This is a genomic window from Streptomyces sp. NPDC093600 (assembly GCF_044764755.1).
Taxonomy (GTDB): Bacteria; Actinomycetota; Actinomycetes; order Streptomycetales; family Streptomycetaceae; genus Streptomyces.
The window spans coordinates 350207-366912 of the sequence record NZ_JBIWIU010000007.1 but is presented as its reverse complement, the minus strand read 5'-3'; the positions used below and the strand labels follow the sequence as shown (position 1 = coordinate 366912).

The 16706-nt window shown below is 71.4% G+C and carries 11 protein-coding genes; 8 read left to right on the top strand and 3 right to left on the bottom strand.

The window, feature by feature from the left end; translation table 11 throughout:
* The first annotated feature begins 36 nt into the window (after positions 1 to 36).
* Together ACIRB4_RS20015 and ACIRB4_RS20010 are read left to right on the top strand one after the other, a co-directional pair.
* Positions 37 to 1509 (top strand): APC family permease, encoded by a 1473-nt coding sequence (locus ACIRB4_RS20015; RefSeq protein WP_403292962.1) that lies wholly within the window; start codon positions 37 to 39, stop codon positions 1507 to 1509.
* A 45-nt stretch (positions 1510 to 1554) separates the two neighbouring features.
* Complete coding sequence (locus ACIRB4_RS20010) at positions 1555 to 2535, top strand: hypothetical protein (RefSeq protein WP_403292906.1); 981 nt, start codon at positions 1555 to 1557, stop codon at positions 2533 to 2535.
* Positions 2536 to 2644: 109 nt separating this feature from the next.
* On the opposite strand, the gene ACIRB4_RS20005 is transcribed toward ACIRB4_RS20010, so the two are convergent.
* The gene (locus tag ACIRB4_RS20005) at positions 2645 to 4696 is read right to left on the bottom strand and encodes a PhoX family protein (RefSeq protein WP_403292961.1); all 2052 of its coding nucleotides are present in this window, start codon (positions 4694 to 4696) and stop codon (positions 2645 to 2647) included.
* Positions 4697 to 5099: 403 nt separating this feature from the next.
* Here ACIRB4_RS20005 and ACIRB4_RS20000 point away from each other — a divergent pair, with 403 nt between their 5' ends.
* Positions 5100 to 6911: a VWA domain-containing protein gene (locus ACIRB4_RS20000; protein ID WP_403292905.1), complete on the top strand. Its 1812-nt coding sequence runs from the start codon at positions 5100 to 5102 to the stop codon at positions 6909 to 6911.
* 155 nt (positions 6912 to 7066) lie between these two features.
* On the opposite strand, the gene ACIRB4_RS19995 is transcribed toward ACIRB4_RS20000, so the two are convergent.
* Positions 7067 to 8176, bottom strand: coding sequence for a sensor histidine kinase (locus tag ACIRB4_RS19995; RefSeq protein WP_403292903.1), 1110 nt, complete (start codon positions 8174 to 8176; stop codon positions 7067 to 7069).
* Positions 8173 to 8826 (bottom strand): response regulator transcription factor, encoded by a 654-nt coding sequence (locus tag ACIRB4_RS19990; RefSeq protein ID WP_403292901.1) that lies wholly within the window; start codon positions 8824 to 8826, stop codon positions 8173 to 8175. The genes ACIRB4_RS19995 and ACIRB4_RS19990 overlap by 4 nt, the downstream gene beginning before the upstream one ends.
* A 123-nt stretch (positions 8827 to 8949) precedes the next feature.
* On the opposite strand from ACIRB4_RS19990, the gene metG reads away from it, so the two are divergent.
* From metG to ACIRB4_RS19965, 5 genes are all read left to right on the top strand, one after another.
* Complete coding sequence (metG, locus tag ACIRB4_RS19985; protein ID WP_403292900.1) at positions 8950 to 10566, top strand: methionine--tRNA ligase; 1617 nt, start codon at positions 8950 to 8952, stop codon at positions 10564 to 10566.
* A gap of 141 nt (positions 10567 to 10707) precedes the next feature.
* A complete protein-coding gene (locus tag ACIRB4_RS19980) occupies positions 10708 to 11178 on the top strand; it encodes an SseB family protein (RefSeq protein ID WP_403292898.1) in 471 nt (156 codons plus the stop codon).
* Positions 11175 to 11696, top strand: coding sequence for a hypothetical protein (locus tag ACIRB4_RS19975; RefSeq protein ID WP_403292896.1), 522 nt, complete (start codon positions 11175 to 11177; stop codon positions 11694 to 11696). Before ACIRB4_RS19980 ends, ACIRB4_RS19975 begins: the two co-directional genes overlap by 4 nt.
* Positions 11697 to 11698: 2 nt before the next feature.
* Positions 11699 to 16252, top strand: coding sequence for a putative T7SS-secreted protein (locus ACIRB4_RS19970; protein WP_403292895.1), 4554 nt, complete (start codon positions 11699 to 11701; stop codon positions 16250 to 16252).
* On the top strand, positions 16249 to 16689 hold the full coding sequence (locus tag ACIRB4_RS19965) for a hypothetical protein (protein WP_403292894.1): 441 nt from the start codon (positions 16249 to 16251) through the stop codon (positions 16687 to 16689). The genes ACIRB4_RS19970 and ACIRB4_RS19965 overlap by 4 nt, the downstream gene beginning before the upstream one ends.
* The last annotated feature ends 17 nt before the right edge of the window (positions 16690 to 16706 follow it).

Genomic DNA, 16706 nt, shown 5'->3' with positions numbered 1-16706 from the left:
CTGCGCCATCTCCCCGTGCCACCCAAGGACATCGCCATGCGCACCACCACCGGCAGAGGGCTCCAGCCCAATGTTCTCGGGACCTTCGACACCATCGTCATGGCCGTGGCCGGCAGCGCCCCCGCCTACTCGCTCGCCGCCACCACCGCCGTGCTCTTCGGCGCGGTCGGCCTGGCCGGACCGGCCGCGCTGCTCTACTGCGCGGTGCCGATGCTCGGCATCGTCCTGGCCTACGCCCGGCTGGGCCGGATCGACGTCAACGCGGGCGCCGGATACTCCTGGGTGGGCCGCACGCTCCACCCGTTCCTCGGCTTCCTCTCCGGCTGGGCCCTCGTCGTCTCCGCGACCGTCTTCATGGTCGCCGGATCCGTCCCGGCGGGCGCGCTGACGCTGTCCCTTTTCGATCCCGCGCTCGCCGAGAACACCCCGCTGGCCGCCGCCGTCGGCGCGGGCTGGTTCCTGATGATGCTGCTGGTGGTCCTGGGCGGTGCCCGGCTCACCGTACGGGCCCAACTCCTCATGTCGGGCGTCGAGATCGCCATCCTGGTCGTGTTCATCCTGGCCGCCCTCGCGCACCGCGGCCACGCCACCGCCTTCGACTGGTCCTGGCTCGGCTTCGGCCACTTCGACGGGCCGGCCGGCTTCGCGTCGGGCGCGCTGATCGCCGCTTTCTATTACTGGGGCTGGGACGTCACCAGCAACCTCAGCGAGGAGACCCGCGACAGCCGCCGCACCGCCGGGCTGGCCGCGCTCGTCGGCGTCGGCGTCGTCTTCCTCTTCTTCGAGGCGTTCACGATCTCGGTCAACGTGCTGCTGAGCGCCGGGCAGATCGAGTCCGCCGGTGCCAACGTCCTCGCCGTCCTCGGCCAGGAGATCTGGCCGGGCGTCGGCGGCAAACTGCTGATCGTCGCGGTGCTGCTGTCCACGGTCGCCACCCTGGAGACCACCCTCATCCAGGTCACCCGCTCCCTGTTCGCGATGGGGCGCGACCGCACGATGCCGGCCGCGCTCGGGACCGTGCACCGCCGCTGGAACACCCCTTGGGTGGCGATCGCCGCCGTCGGTCTCGCGGCGCTGCTGATGTTCGGCGCGGCGGCGACCGCCGGTTCGGTGGGGCGCGTCCTCAGCGACGGCGTGGCCGCGATCGGCCTGCAGATCGCGTTCTACTACGGGCTGGCGGGCATCGCCGCCGTCGTCGCGTACAAGTCGGTGCTGCTGACCTCCGTACGGAACTTCCTGCTCGGCGGGGTGTGGCCGCTGTTCGGGGCCGTGTTCATGCTCTGGGCGTTCGTCGAGTCCCTCACCGAACTGTCGAGGACCGCGCTGACGATCGGCATCGGCGGGCTTCTCGTCGGCGTCGTCCCGATGATCGTGTACTGGCGCAAGGGGAGCGCGTACTACCGCCCCGCCCGGCTCGACGCGGTACGCGCCCTGGCCGCGGCGGAGCGTTTCGCGCCCAGCACACCGCGCGCCCGCCGGGCGGACGAGTCGCTCGCCACCGACTTCTGAGGTCACCCGATCACGCCCGAGCGCCGACCCGAAGGAGGGAGACTGATGGCCGTCCGCCGCCGCGCGTCCCGATCGGCCCGCTTCACGCCCGACTTCGACCCGGACTTCGGGGACCGCGCGCTCACCGAGGCCCGGCACGACATCGTCATCGGGCGCTGGCAGGGCGTACGGGATCTCCTGGCCGCCACCGGCGACGACTGGACCCGCCGCACGCACCGGCTGCGGCTCCTCGCGCACGCCGCCGCGGGCAGCTCCGCGGTCGAGGCCTGGCGGGCCGCCGAGCCGGACAGCCCGGACGCGGCGGTGCTGCGGGCGGCGACCGAGGTGGTACGGGTCTTCGACACGGCCATCGCGGCCGGCCGGGGCAACGCCGTGGACCGGGGCAGGCTCGACACGACCGTCGACGCCTGCCTCCGCGCGGCGGACGCCGCGCCCGCCGACCCGATGCCCTGGGTCTCGCTGCTGTCGGTGGCCCGCCTCTACGAGGGCGGGGTGCCGCGCCGCGAACTGCGCCAGTGGTTCGACGAGGTGCGGCGGCGCGACCCGTACAACACCGAGGCGCACGCGCAACTGCTGCGCTACCTGTCGGCGCGGTGGCACGGCACGCACGGGGCGATGTACGACTTCGCGCGGGACGCCGCGGGCGTGGCGCCGCCGGGCTCCCCGCTGCCGATCCTGGTCCAGGTGGCCCGGGTGGAGGAGTACCGCCACATCGTGGACGGAGCGCTCGGCCGGGGCCCGGTGCGCGGCTTCGACCAGCACTGGAAACATGAGCTGGCGGTGACCGAGCTGCGCCGGACGTACGCCCGCTGGATCGGCGGGCGCGAGCCGGGCCGGCCGGTGGCGCCCGAGGAGGTCCCCGACCTCAACCACCTCGCCCACGCGGCCTGCTACGCGGGCCAGGCGGAGATGGCACGGGAGCTGCTCGGCATGCTCGGCCCGCGCGCCTCGTGGGTGCCGTGGTCGTACACGGGGGAGCCGGCCGAGCAGTTCGTACGGTTCCGGGAGGGCTTCGGGGTGGTGTGAGGGGCTCCCCCCGGGCCCCTCACACCACCGGCTCCTCACCGGTCGCCCACCGGCTCGCCGGTAGGACGCCGGATCAGGCACCGGATCGGGCGGTGGACCGCACGGCGGATCAGACGCCGATGTCGCGACCGTCCTCGCGCCACACGGCGACGACGGCCGGGCGGACGATCCTGCCGGGCCCGTCGGGCCAGGCCGACGCGGGCTTCTCGACGGACGCGCCGTCGACCTCGCCCGGGTGCTGGACGGCGACGACGACCCGGCGGTCCTGGATGATCGGGCCGCAGGTCTCGGCACCGTTCGGGACGGTCAGGAACTGCTTGAGCTCACCGCGCCGCTCGCCGTGCGTGGCGACACCGAACAGACCGTCGTGCGAACCGAGCGCGTTGCCGTCGGTGGACAGCCACAGGTTGCCGTACGGGTCGAAGGCGATGTTGTCCGGGCAGGAGATGGGGCTGACCTTGTCCTTCGGGTAGCCCGCGTAGTACGTGGCCGGGTCGTTCGGGTCGCCGGCGACGAGGAAGAGACGCCAGGCGAAGCCGTCGGAGGCCGGGTCGTCCCAGTGCTCGGCGAGCTCCAGGACCTGCCCGTGCTTGTTGAGGTTGCGCGGATTGGCCTCGTCGGCGCCCGGGTTGGTGCCCTTGCCGCGGTTGGAGTTGTTGGTGAGCGCGACGTAGACGCGGCCGGAGCGCGGGGACGGCTCGACGTCCTCGGGGCGGTCCATCTTCGTCGCCCCGACCTTGTCACCGGCGAGGCGGGTGAAGACGTACACCTCGTCGGCGGTCATGCCGGGCACGTGCGACACGTCGCCGGTGGCGAGCGGGATCCAGACGCCGGAGCCGTCGAACTCGCCGTCGTTGGGGAGCTTGCCGCTCCCGTCGACGTCCTGCGGGGAGTCGCCGGTCAGCTTGGCGACGTACAGCGTGCCCTCGTCGAGCAGGGTGAGGTTGTGCTCGCGGGCGGCCCGCGAGTTCCCCTTCTTCATCCGCTTCGACGACACGAACTTGTAGAAGTAGTCGAAACGCTCGTCGTCGCCCATGTAGACGACGGGACGGCCGTCGTCGGTCAGACGGGGCTGCGCGGCCTCGTGCTTGAAGCGGCCGAGCGCGGTGCGCTTGCGGGGCGTGGAGTCGGGGTCGTACGGGTCGAGCTCGACGACCCAGCCCTGGCGGTGCGCCTCGTTGGGCTCCTGGCGCAGGTCGAAGCGCTTGTCGAACCGCTCCCACTTGCGCTCGGAGGCGCCCGTGCCGATGCCGTACCGCTTGTCGGTGGCGCTGGAGCCGTAGGCGAAGTACTGATTGAAGTTCTCCTCGCCGTGCAGCGTCGTGCCCCACGGGGTGGTGCCGCCGGCGCAGTTGTTGAGCGTGCCGAGCACGGTGCGGCCGGCGGGGTCGGCGGAGGTGCGCAGGAGGGGCGAGCCGGCGGCGGGGCCGGTCAGCTCGAACTCGCTGGTGGTGTGGAGGCGGCGGTTGAGCGGGTGGCGGGTGACCGGCGTGAGCTTGCCGGAGCGGTGCTCCTCCTGGACCACGACGACGGACAGACCGTGAGCCGCCCAGGCGATCTCGACCTGCTCGCGGGTCGGGTTCTCGGAGTCGTACCCCTTGAACATGAGCATCTCGTCGGTGTACTCGTGGTTCGCGACGAGCAGTTGACGTCCGCGCTCCCCGCGCAGCGGCAGCAGCGAGAGGAAGTCGTTGTTGTACCCGAACTGGCCGGCCTGCGCCCTGGCGGTCTGCTTGTCGGCGTCGAAGGCCGGGGCGCCGCGGAGGATCGGCTCGCCCCAGCGGATGACCACGTTCTGGGAGTAGCCGGTGGGAACGGTCACCTTGTCGGCGGTGTTGGGCGCGACCGGCGCGAAACGCAGTCCACGAGCGCCGTCGGCACGACCGGGCGCCTGCGGGCGCCCCTGCGGAAGGGCCTCGGCCACGGGGGCGTTGCCGACGGCGACGCCGGTCCCGGCGGCGGTGGCGACGGTCACGACGGCGGCGGCGCGCATCATGGAGCGGCGGGAGAGCGCGCCGGCTATGACGTCGCCGACGTACTCGTTGTCGCTGGTGTTGGGCACCTCGTGGAAGCAGGCGTCACCACAGCGGAACCGGCAGGTGAGGGCGGAACGGCCGCCTCCGTGCGGGTTGGTGCTCAGCAGCGGCAGCAGTTTGCGCACTTCGTCCTCCTCCGGCGCAGCCTGCGCCGACATGGTGTCGGGAATACGTTCGGCGGCGACGTTATGTGTGCCTCTGTGCACGGGGGAGGCGTCAGGGTGAACGATGGGTGAATGCGTGGCGACCGGGGGCGACAGGCGCCGCCGACACCGCGTGTCGGGGCGCCGAAGGCGACTCACCCGGGGCCGCTAACCTTACGTGTCCGCCCTGGCCAGGGATGATCCTCCCAGTACGGACATTCACCGCACCCAACTCATGCGAAAGGCCTCGCCCATGGGCATTCGGAGCTTGCTGCGTAAGGTGTTCGGACGCGACCGTGCGGACCAGCACGACGAAACTCCGGCAACCTCCGTCCCGCCCCAGTCGGCGCCGGAACGCGCGACGCCGCCGCAGGAGCCCCGGTCGGTGACGGTCCCGTCCCCGACCCCGGGTGACGACGCGGCGAAGCGCGCGGCGGACGACTTGGTGGCAGCGGCCTTCGACAACCCGAAGGTCCCGCAGGCCCGCACGTCGAAGAGCCTGGCGGAGGTACCGGCGACGGCGGAGCCCCGAGCGCGGGCCGCGACTCCGGCGCCGGGCGCGGGTGGGGACGCGGCGGAGACGGGATCGAAGGGGTCGACCGGGTCGACGGCGGACGCTGGGGCTGAGGTGCCGGCGGCGGCCGAGGCGGAGAAGACTCCCGCGGAGGACGTGACGGCGGACGTCGAGCCGGAGGCGGACGAGGCGGAGAAGACTCCCGCGGAGGACGTGACGGCGGACGTCGAGCCGGCGGCGGACGAAGCGGGGCAGACTCCCGCGGAGGACGTGAAGGCGGCCGCTGAGGAGACCGCGGAGCCGGAGGCACCGGAGGTGCCGAAGGTGGACGCGCCGGAGGCGGAAGCGACCGTCGGGAGCGAGAAGACCTCGGCCGACGAGGGGCCGGAGGCGGAGGCGCCGAAGGCCGCCGCTGACGACACCGACATCGACACCACGGCGGAGGCGGAGGTCGTGACGGCCGCGACCGCCGAGCCGGAGGCTCCGGAGGCGGACGCCGCCGAGGGCACCGAGGTGGCGCCCCGCGTGGACGAGCCGGAGGACGACGCCTCCACGGCCGCGCCGGACAGCGACGAGGTCACGGCGGAGCCGCAGGAACCTGCCGGGGCCACCGCCACCACGGACGCGCCCGCGCCGGAGGCCGAGCCCGTCGCCGACGAGCCCGAGCTCGAGGCCCCGGCGGAGGCGGAAGCCGCCGCCGAGGAGGAGCCGGACGAGGCCGCGGCGCCCGCCGCCGAAGCCGAGGCACCGGAGGCCGACGTGCAGGCGCCCGAGCCCGAGGCCGCCGCCGAGGAGGAGCCGGACGAGGCCGACACCGCCGACGCTCAGGCGTCCGAGGCGCTGGCCGCCGAGGCCGACGCACCGCAGGCTGACGCACCGCAGGCTGACGCACAGGTCACCGAGCCCGAGGCCGAGTCCGCCAAGGCCAACGCGGAGGCAGCCGAGACCGACGCCACCGAGCCGGAGGCCGAGTCCGCCGACGCTCAGGCGCCCGGCGCCACCCCCACTCCCGCGGACGCCGGGGCCGGTTCCGCCACGCCGCTCGCGAAGGTCAAGGCGGACGCCCCCCAGCTCGCCGACGCGTACAAGGCCGCCGGGGCCGTGCTCAAGAAGCTGGGGCTTCTCGGGGCGCGGGCCGCCGTGTACCTGGTCGTCGACCGGTCCGGGTCGATGCGCGGGTACTTCAAGGACGGCTCCGTCCAGCGCCTCGCCGAGCAGACCGTCGCCCTCGCCGCCCACCTCGACGAGGGCGCCGCCGTCACCGCCGTCTTCTTCTCCACCGACATCGACGGCACCGCCGAACTCCGCCCCCAGGGCATCGAGGGCCGTATCGACGAGATCAACGCGGGCCTCGGCCGCCTGGGCCGTACCAACTACCACCGCGCCGTCGAAGAGGTCCTCGCCCACCACGAGAAGACCGACCCCACCCGGCCCGCGTTCGTCGTCTTCCAGACCGACGGCGCCCCCGAGTCGAAGACCGCCGCGACCGAGGCCCTGGCCCAGGCCGCCGAGCGCCCGATCCACTGGCAGTTCGTGGCCTGGGGCGACGAGGACAACAAGGCCTTCGACTACCTCCGTAAGCTCACCGCCCCCCGTACCGGCACCTTCCTCGCCGGACCGACCCCCGCCGAGACCGCGCACCCCGCCTTCTTCCGCGGGCTGCTCGCCGACTGGCAGAACTGACCCCGAACGGCGGCCCCACCGCCGGAACACCGGGCCTTACAGCCGAAAGGCCGGGCACCCCCCCCCAGCGCCGGGCACCACAGCGCGGAACGCCGGGGCTCCGCCCCCAGCGCCGGACCTCCCAGCGCCGGGCGCCCAGCCCCCGGGCAAGGGCTCTAACGCCGGGCCGCGGCCTGGTCGGCGACCGTGACGGGCAACGTCACGGTCACGACCAGGCCGCCCCCGTCCCCGGCCCCCCGCGCCACCGCCTCCACGCTCCCCCCGTGCGCGGCGGCGATCGAGCGCACGATCGACAGACCGAGCCCCGCCCCCGGGCCCATCCGGTCGCGCCCCTCCCCCCGCCGGAACGGTTCGAAGAGCCCCGGCACATCGCCGGGGGCGACCACCGGCCCGGTGTTGACGACGGTCACCGCGCCGCCGGCCACCGTCACCTCCACGGTGCCGCCGGGCACGTTGTGGGCGACGGCGTTGGCGAGCAGGTTCCGTACCGCCTGGGCGAGCAGCACGCGGTTCCCGCGCACCCCGCCGCCGTCGCCGGTCATCACCACCCCGTACCGCTCGCACTCCTCCGCCACCACCGCGCCCAGGTCCACGTCCTCCCGCTCCTCCAGCCCCCGCTCGCTCCGGGCCAGCGTCAGCAGCCCCTCGATGAGCCGCTCACTGCGCCGGTTGCTGTCGAGGAGGACCTGCTTGACCTCCGAGGAGTCGTCGATGCCGAGCTGGATGGCCGCACGCTGGGTGGCGAGCGGGGTCCGCAGCTCGTGCGAGGCGTTCGCGATGAACCGCCGCTGGCTGTCGAACGCGGTCTCCAGCCGTCCGAGCAGCGCGTCGATCGTGTCGCCGAGCTCCTTCAGCTCGTCATGGGGCCCGCTCGCCGCGATCCTCTCGTGCAGGTTCCGCTCGGACAGCCTCCGTGCCCGGGCCGTCATCTCGTGGACGGGCCGCAGCACCCGCCCCGCCGTCCACCAGCCCACCGCGACCGCGACGAAGGCCATGACGACGAGCGCCAGGCAGGACCACATCAGCATCTGCTCGCCGGCGGCCCGGCTGACGTCGTCGCTCAGCCGGTGGACGGTGACCGTCTCGAACGGCTCCACGACCCGCACGCGCGCCGCGATGGCTTCCGCCTCGCCCTCCGTACCGGCGCGGGAGAGCAGGTTCACGACCCCCAGCAGGCAGCCGCCGAGGACGACGAAGACCGCTCCGTACACGAGCGCGATACGCGTCCGGATCGTGGAGCCCGAACCGATCGGACCGCCGCTCACAGCGCGTACCCCACGCCCTGCACCGTACGGATCAGCGGCGGTTCGCCGAGCTTGCCGCGCAGCTTGCTCATGCAGACCCGTACCGCGCCGGTGAAGGGGTCGGTGTGGGCGTCCCAGGCGCGCTCCAGGAGCTCCTCGGCGGAGACGGTCGCGCCGTCCGCCTCCAGCAGGATCTGCAGCACGGAGAACTCCTTCGGGGAGAGGTCGAGGTCCCGCCCGTCGCGTGTCACGGTCCGCCGGACGCTGTCCATGCACAGCCCGTTCCGTTCGAGGAGCGGCGGTACGGGACGGGCGCTGCGCCGCCGCAGGGCGCGCACCCGGGAGACGAGCTCGGGGAACTCGAAGGGCTTGCCGAGGTAGTCGTCGGCCCCCAGGTCGAGCCCCTCGACGCGGTCCTCCAGGGTGGCGGCGGCGGTCAGCATCAGGATCCGGGTCCTGGCGGCCCCGGCGACGAGGGCCCGCGCCACGTCGTCGCCGTGGACGCGGGGCAGGTCGCGGTCGAGGACGACGACGTCGTAGTCGTGCAGCCCGAGGTAGGCGAGGGCGGCGTCGCCGCTGTAGACGGTGTCGACGGCGAAGCCGGCCCGCCGCAGTCCGGTGGCGACCAGCTCCGCGAGGACCTGCTCGTCCTCGGCGACCAGTACTCGCATGCTCTCTTCCTCGCTGCTGTGCACGATGCTTTCTACGCCGGGAAACGTTTCGCGGACCTCTCCGTCTCCCGGGGCCCTTTATCGATGTGAGTGGATCTTGAACGGGCCGTTAGGATTTCGACCATGGCGGCCACTGGATCCGAGAAGCAGGGGGCGAACGGCGTGAAGTCGTACTACGTCTCGACCCCCATCTACTACGTCAACGACGCTCCTCACCTGGGCCACGCCTACACGACCGTCGCAGGCGACGTGCTCACGCGCTGGCACCGTCAGCGCGGCGAGAAGGTGTGGTACCTCACCGGCACGGACGAGCACGGTCAGAAGATCATGCGCACGGCCGAGGCGAACAACGTCACGCCCCAGGCCTGGTGCGACAAGCTCGTGGAGGAGGCGTGGAAGCCCCTCTGGGAGCACCTGAACATCGCGAACGACGACTTCATCCGGACGACGGAGAAGCGCCACACGGACCGCGTCCAGGAGTTCGTGCAGGACCTGTACGACAAGGGCGAGATCTACAAGGGCGGGTACGAAGGCCCGTACTGCGTGGGCTGCGAGGAGTACAAGCTCCCGGGCGATCTCATCGAGGCGGAGGACGGCACGAAGCTGTGCCCCGTCCACAAGAAGCCGGTGGAGATCCTCAAGGAGGAGAACTACTTCTTCAAGCTGAGCGCGTACGGCCCGAAACTGATCGAGTTCTACGAGGCGAACCCGGGCTTCATCCAGCCGGAGTCGGCCCGCAACGAGGTCGTGAACTTCGTCAGGCAGGGCCTTGAGGACCTGTCGATCTCGCGCTCGACCTTCGACTGGGGCGTTCCGGTCCCGTGGGACGACAAGCACGTCATCTACGTGTGGATCGACGCGCTCCTGAACTACGCCACGGCGGTCGGCTACGGCTCCGACCAGGCGAAGTTCGACGAGACGTTCCCGGCGAACGTGCACCTCATCGGCAAGGACATCCTGCGCTTCCACGCGATCATCTGGCCGGCGATGCTGATGGCGCAGGGCCTGCCGGTGCCGGGCAGGGTCGCGGCCAACGGCTGGCTGATGGTGGGCGGCGAGAAGATGTCGAAGTCGAACCTGACCGGCATCAAGCCGCAGGACCTGACCTCGCACTTCGGTGTGGACGCGTACCGCTGGTACTTCCTGCGGGCGATCGCGTTCGGCCAGGACGGCTCGTTCTCGTGGGAGGACTTCACCGCCCGCTACACCTCCGAGCTCGCCAACGACTACGGCAACCTCGCCTCGCGCGTGGCGGCCATGGTCGGCAAGTACTTCGACGGCGCGCTGCCGGCGGCGACGGCCGAGGGCGACGCGGAGACGGCGATCCACGAGAACCTGGCGAAGGCGGTCGAGGAGGCCGACCGGAAGATCGGCGAGGAGCTGGACTTCCAGGGCGGCATCCTGGCGATCTTCGACTTCGTGAAGCAGGTCAACGGCTACATCACGGAGCAGGAGCCGTGGAAGGTCGCGAAGGACGACAGCCCGGAGGGCCGCGCCCGCCTGGCGACGATCCTGTACACGGCCGCCGAGTCCCTGCGCGCGGTCGCGGTCCTGCTGAACCCGATCATGCCGGAGACCTCCGAGCGCCTCTGGGACTCCCTGGGCGCCGAAGCCTCCCTGGGCGCCCTCCCCACCCAGCCGGTCCAGTCGGCCGCCGAGTGGGGCCAACTCCCGGCGGGCGCGACGGTGACGAAGGGCGCGGTGCTCTTCCCGCGCCTGGAGGAGCCGAAGAAGGACTGAGTCCCACACGCACGCACCGGCCGTGGCCGCCGCTCCCGCAGGGGACCGGCGGCCACGGCCGTTTTTCAGCCAACGCGATTGCAATCGGGAACGACAGCGTGTGATGATCGCACCCGTGTGCGTGACCGGGGGGGTGGGTGCATGCGACTGTCCGATCTGGCCGAGCTGACGGATCCGGTTCCGGGGCCGGTTCCGGGTCCGGTTCCGGGTCCGGTTCCACGTCTGGGGCCGGGCCAGGATGCGGAGAACCGGGCGACAGCGGCACGGCGCGAGTTCGCGGTGCTGCTGGGCGAGTTCCGGCGTACGGCGGTGCTGGTGCCGGTCGATCCGTACGGGAGTCTGTGGTCGGCCGAGCAGGGCGGGGTGCGTTGGATCTGCGCGTTCTCGGACGAAGCGGCGCTGGCGCGATTCGCGCGAGCACAGGGTGAGGCCGGCCGCGCGTGGGAGTACCGCACGGTGCTCGGCGCCCGGCTCCTCGACGTACTGGTGCCGAAGCTGGGCGTGCCGGCGGGGGTGGCGCTGGACGCGGGCAGCGCGGACGGAGCGCTGTTCCCCCCGGTGAGGGGTGTCGTGCCGGACGGAGCGGCCGTCGATCTCGGGGGTGGCGAATGAGCGGAAACGATCCGGACCTGGCGGCGCCGGAGGGCGCCCTCGAACTGATCGCACAGGGAATCGACAAGGCGCACGGAGAGCTGAAGGACCTCACGGTCGGCCAGGCGGCGATCACCGGGCGCGGCTTCTCGGAGCTGGCGCTGTCCGGGGTGCAGCTCGGCCATCAGGGGCTCGCGGAGCAGTTCGAGACGTTCTGCAGCCGCTGGGGCTGGGGAGTACGGGACCTGATGCGGCGGGCGAACCAGCTCACGGCCGGCCTCGGAGTGTCCGCGGGCGCGTTCCACGAACAGGAGCGGTACGTCAAGGACACGTTCAAGATCGTGGTGAACGCGGGCAACGGGAATCCGCATCTGTCCGAGGACGAGGTCACGCGCAAGAGCTGGGACGAGATCAACCGGCAGTCCGTCTACGACGGCGCCGACTGGAGCGGCGACTCCTTCGTCCGCGCACACGAGGACGTCGAGCGGATCGGGCGGGACACGGCGCGCGACATCACGCCGAACCGGGGGGATCGCTGAACATGCCGGAGTGGGGGGAACTGTTCGGCACCGGGATCGACAAGGCCACCGACGTGGTCGGTGCAGGCTTGGACATGGTCGGTGCCGAGGGTGCGGCGGACAAGGTCGAGGACTGGGGGGACCGCGCCGCGTCCTCGCTCGGCGCGGCCGTGGGCGAGGCGCGGCTCGGGCAGACCGAGGAGCCGAACGAGCTGATTCACGGCAACCCGGGTGACATCACCGCCACGGTGAAGAACCTCCGGGACTTCCGGTCGGCGTTCGACAGCATCGGCAGAGGCTTGAAGGCGCTGGACTCCGGCCATTGGAAGGGCGAGGCGGCGAACGCCTTCCGGGAGAAGTTCCAGGCCCTGCCGACGGACTGGCTGCGTGCGGCGGACGCCTTCGAGGCCGCCGCCACCGCCCTGGAGGCGTACGGTACGACCGTCGCCTGGGCCCAGGGCAAGGCCGGGGAGGCGATCGCCCTGCACAAGCAGGGAAACGATTCCTCCGAGGCGGCGCGGGCGGCGTACGAGAAGGAGGTCGCCGCCTACAAGGCGTCCCTGGGCGGCGCCGCACCGCTGCCCTGCCCGGCTCAGGGGAAGGACCCGGGCGACGCCCGGCGCGCCCGCGCCCAGGAGATTCTCACCGACGCCCGGCGCCAGCGGGACGAGGCCGCCGACACGGCGAAGAAGGCGGTCGCCGCCGCCCTGGCGCACGCCCCGGCCGAGCCATCGGCCGCCGACCGGCTCCGGATGGACTTCACCGATCACGTCACCGGCCAGGGCGCCGAGATGCTGCATCTCGCCGGGGGCGCCGTCAAGGGTGTCGTCGGCATCGTCACCTACACCCGCGCGGTCAACCCGCTGGACCCGTACAACGTCACCCACCCCGCCGAGTTCTACAAGAATGCCGCTCTGAACCTGGCCGGTCTTGCCTCCACGGCCGCCCACCCCGACCGAGCTCTGAAGGGCGCCTGGGAGTCACTGAAGAGCGACCCGAGCGAGTCCCTGGGCCGCCTGATACCCGAGGCGATCGGCACGAAGGGCGCCGGCGGTGGCCTGAAGACACTCATCCGGACAAAGGACCTGGCCAACGGCCCGCAGGGCAAGGGCCGGCAGGAACACAGCGGGAACCCGAACGACAAGAGCCGCTGCACGGGTGAGAAGACCTGCGCACAGGATCCGGTCGACATGGCGACCGGCCGGATGGTCCTGCCCCAGACGGACCTCACGCTGCCGGGCATCCTGCCGCTGCCGTTCACCCGGGCCTTCGAGTCCTCCTACCGCGCGGGCCGCTGGTTCGGTCCCACCTGGGCGAGCACGGTCGACCAGCGCCTGGAGATCGACGCGGAGGGCGTCGTCCTCCTCTGCGAGGACGGCAGCCTGCTGGCGTACCCGCACCCGGCGCCCGGTGTCCCGGTGCTGCCGACGCACGGAAGCAGGCGCTGGACACTGGACCGCGACGTGGACGGGGGCGCGTACACGGTGACGGACCCGGAGACGGGCCTCGTACGCCACTTCACCACCACGCACGGCTGCGACCTGGCCGTCCTCACCCAGATCGACGACCGCAACGGCAACTCGATCACCTTCGAGTACGCCGAGGACGGCGCGCCGACCTCGATCGTCCACCACGGCGGCTACCACCTGCGCCTGACGACCGACGGAGCCCGGGTAACAGCCTTGCACCTGGGCGACCAGGAGATCCTCCGCTACGGCTACACCGACGGCCACCTGACCTCCGTCACCAACTCCTCCGGCAGGCCGCTGCGGTTCGGCTACGACGAGCACGGTCGGATCACCTCCTGGACCGACACCAACGGCAGCCACTTCGACTACGTCTACGACGACCGCCACCGCTGTGTCTCCCAGGGGGGCGCGAACGGCCATCTCGCCACCCGTTTCACCTGGGCCGACGGACTCTCCGCCTTCACCGACGCCCTCGGCCGCACCACCACGTACGAGGTCGACGACCGGGCGCGGATCACTGCCGAGACGGACCCGAACGGCGCGGTCACCCGGTATGAGCACGACCGCCGGGGCCTCCTGCTGTCCCGCACGGACCCGCTGGGCCACAGGACCGAGTGGGCGTACGACGAGAACGGCCGCCCCACCGCTCTGATCCGCCCGGACGGGCGCCGCTCGACAGCGGAACTCGACGCCCTGGGCCTCCCGGTGAGGGTGACGCGCCCGGACGGGACGACGGTCCGCCAGACCTACGACGAGCGCGGCAACCGGACGTCGGTGACGGATGCCTCGGGCGCGCGGACGGAGTTCGCGTACGACGAGGCAGGCAGGCTCACGGCCGTCACGGATCCGCTCGGGGCGATCACCCGGATCCGCACCGACCGGGCCGGCCTGCCCACCGAGATCACTGACCCGCTGGGCGCGACGACCCGCTTCGAGCGGGACGGCTTCGGCCGCACGGTGCGGATCACCGACCCGCTCGGCGCGGTGACGCTGCTGGAGTGGACGGTGGAGGGCCGCATCGCCCGCCGCACCGCGCCGGACGGCACGGTCGAGTCCTGGACGTACGACGGCGAGGGCAACTGCCTCACCCATACCGACGCCATGGGCGGCACGACCCTTTTCGAGTACACGGACTTCGACCTGCTGACGTCCCGCATGGGCCCGGACGGCGTGCGGTACGAGTTCGCGCACGACAAGGACCTGCGCCTGACCCGGGTGACCAACCCCCAAGGCCTGACATGGACCTACACGTACGACCCGGCCGGACGGCTCGCCTCCGAGACGGACTTCGACGGCCGGACGCTGACGTACGCGTACGACGCGGCGGGCCGCCTGACATCCCGCACGAACGGAGCCGGACAGCGGATCGACTTCACGCACAACGCGCTCGGCCAGGTGGTCCGCAAGGACGCGGCGGGTGCGGTGACCACGTACGAGTACGACGTCTTCGACGAACTGGCGGCGGCGACATCCCCGGACGCGTCCTTGGTACGGCTCCGGGACCGCTTCGGCCGCCTCGTGTCCGAGACGGTGAACGGGCGTACGGTCTCCTTCACGCACGACGCGGTGGGCCGGCGCACGGGCAGGACGACGCCCGGCGGCGTGGCGAGCACATGGTCGTACGACGCGGCGGGCCGCAGGCGGGAGTTGACGACGTCGGGCCGCACGCTCGCCTTCGCCTACGACGCGGCGGGCCGCGAAACGGCGCGCACGGTCGGCGACTTCGCCTCCCTCTCCTCCTCCTTCGACGTGCAAGGTCGCCTCACGTCCCAGGAAATCACCGGCGCCCGTGGCCACCGTCTCCAGCGCCGTGCCTACGCCTACCGTCCTGACGGCAACCTCCTCTCCCTCACCGACGATCTCTCCGGCGGCCGCCGCTTCGACCTGGACGCGTCGGGCCGCGTCACCGCCGTCCACGCTGACCGCTGGAGCGAGCGGTACGCATACGACGAGGCGGGCAACCAGACGGAGGCGGCCTGGCCGTCCACCCATCCCGGCCACGAGTCGACCGGCCCCCGCGCGTACACGGGCACCCGCATCACCCGCGCGGGCGCCGTCCGCTACGAACACGACGCCCAGGGCCGGATCGTCCTACGCCAGAAGACCCGCCTGTCCCGGAAGCCGGACACCTGGCGCTACACCTGGGACGCGGAGGACCGCCTCACGTCGGTGACGACGCCGGACGGCACGGTGTGGAGGTATGCGTACGACCCCCTGGGCCGCCGCGTCTCCAAACGGTCCCCGTCGGAACAGGTGCACTTCACCTGGGACGGCACCACCCTCTGCGAACAGACCACGGATTCCGTCACCCTCACCTGGGACCATGCGGGCCTGCGCCCCCTGACCCAGACGGAACGCCGCTCGGACTCCCCCGACGACCGCTTCTTCGCCATCGTCACGGACCTGATCGGCACCCCGACCGAACTCATCGACGAGTCAGGCACCTTGGCGTGGCGCTCCCGCACCACCCTCTGGGGCACGACGACATGGACCCGCGACGCCACGGCGTACACCCCCCTCCGCTTCCCGGGCCAGTACTTCGACCCGGAATCCGGCCTCCACTACAACCACTTCCGCTACTACGACCCCGAACCGGCCCGCTACCTCACCCCGGACCCGCTGGGCCTGGCCCCGGCCCCGAACCCGGCGACGTACGTCCACAACCCGCACACGTGGAGCGACCCGCTGGGGCTGTCCCCCTGCCCGGACGATCGCGGTCCCTTCGACTTCCGTGGCCCAAACCTGGAACATCCGCCGAGTGCGGTTCTCACGGAGGCCATGCGAGCTGCTCCGAAGGGATCCGAGATCGACTGTTCAGACATCAGCTCGTTCATCTCTCATCGAGCAGATGGCGAGGGGAGGATAGTGCACTACACAACATATTCAGGAAACGACATCAGGATCCCTGAGCGCGGAGGGGAGATACTCGAGGACTACATGTTCCATGAGGTGTACACCGATGGTCGCTACGTCTACGACCCCACGTTGAGCGACCGGCCAATACCACGTGGTGACTACGAGCGCGCGATACGTCTTTCAAATGAAGGAGAGAAAATCGTGAGGACCGCAGGAGAATACAAGGCGCCCTCTCCCTGGGGGCGGCGGTGAACGAAGAGGGAGATGAGGCCCTTCCGAACAGGAGTAAACGGGCCAGGCAGGTCCTGGAACGCTTCGGACAGATCGTCTGGTTCAGGTCACCGACCGAGAGACATCCCTTCCAAGGGAATCTTCAGGTCGCCTTCCTGGGATGGCGCTTCGCACATCCACACGACGAACTGAAGGCCGTTTTCGAAGCAGCCGCGCGTTCAGCGCCTCAGAAAACAGAGTGGACATTCAGGTCGGGCAAGAACTGGATGATCCTCCCGGTTCGCCTCATCGAGGAGTCCGGTCCGGGCACACAGGATTTCAACGAGGCTATGGTGTCGATTTCCAAAAACGATCAAGGGTTCTGTGCCGACACAGCAGCGGACCTCGAAAGCATCCTCGGAGCCTTGGCAAGGGCTGCGGACAGCCCTCTCGAAAGAGCTGCCGAGGAGGAGGATTAAGCAATGCACAGCACGGT